2 protein-coding genes are annotated in these 1247 nt (G+C 42.4%); both read left to right on the top strand.

From position 1 onward, the window contains the following. The first annotated feature begins 265 nt into the window (after window positions 1-265). Window positions 266-871, top strand: a complete 606-nt coding sequence (locus BLP64_RS10695) for a hypothetical protein (protein ID WP_092594021.1) — start codon at window positions 266-268, stop codon at window positions 869-871. 122 nt (window positions 872-993) lie between these two features. Then, a partial coding sequence (locus BLP64_RS10690; RefSeq protein WP_199286070.1) for a hypothetical protein occupies window positions 994-1247 on the top strand: 254 nt, incomplete at its 3' end.

Raw genomic sequence — 1247 nt, 5'->3', positions numbered from 1 at the left:
TGGTATCAACCCGCTGATCATGGTACCTACGAATATAGCGAAGGCTTCTTCAGTCAGGAAACCACCGAATATCGGGACGCTAATCGGGTAAGAGGCGAAGAGGAAGTAAAGTTTTCAATTGCGTTAGAAAGTGGCTGGTATCTTCAATACTATCGCTATCCATAGCTTCGTCAGTACTGAACGTTCGCTATATTTTGTTGCAATTCTTTAACCCCCCCCCCCTGCAGCATGCAACAATAAATAAACATTTGAGAGGGGTATTTCGATGAAAAACCAAGTAAGGATAAAATTAACCAGCAGTATTACGGGTGCTATTTTTTGGGGAGGAGACATTCTTTTTCTAAGCGTCCGATACGCCATATTTTTATTAGCGCTGCTAGCGATGCTCGGAATATCCAGCAGTAATGCTCACGCCCAGTCCCAATGTCAGTCGCTCAATGCCAACAGCATGGAAGACTTTTCTGTTGCAACGAGTAGTGGTGGGCAAATCTGCATTGAGTTAAAGGGGTTAACGCCGGGTGAAACCTATATTCAGGTTGATACGGTTTACAACTTTACCACGCCCACAAAGCTTGGCTATGATGTTCATGTCGAGCTGAATAATAATACAATATACAGCCGAAATATATTTCTACCTGATGATATAGATTTAGCCAAGTTGAGTATAGGCTCCAGTTCAGAGGCCAGATTAATACTTTCAAATGCTCAAAATAAAAGTGGGTATACCTATACTTTTAACGTCGTCAACTCTAAAGAAATTGCTCATGGATTTAGTATTATTTCCATTGCTGTTATTGCAAAGCCTACTCCTGCGTCACCGCCACCGCCACCTACAAATCCAGCAGTGGAGGAAATCCCATTGGGGCAGTAGCCCAGATCTTTGCTAATTTTATTACCAATATGTGCAGAAACTGCACCTTTAATTTTTGGATGGTGCCTTGATATGGCTTGGTATACTCTAAATATAAACGACTTCAGCGAGGCACATAAACAATGCACAGACAACAAATAAGACGCTTAGTCTATCTCTTTATAGCCTTTGCCCTAAGTGGATGCGGTGGTAAGGAGAAATTCAACGTAGAGCAGGAAATTGAGCGTTTTTATACCCATCAGGATGTCTTTGAAAAACTCGCCACCACCGGGTGTGAAGCCAGAGAAGCAATGGATACAAGGTTTTTTCGCTACCCCATGGATGTAACCGGCGATGAATCTGAATCCATCCAGCACTATTTTGCCGATATTGAGAA

The organism is Pseudidiomarina indica (genome assembly GCF_900104245.1).
Lineage (GTDB): Bacteria > Pseudomonadota > Gammaproteobacteria > Enterobacterales > Alteromonadaceae > Pseudidiomarina > Pseudidiomarina indica.
Note: the sequence above shows the minus strand (reverse complement) of the source record. Positions and strands in the feature narration are given on the sequence as shown.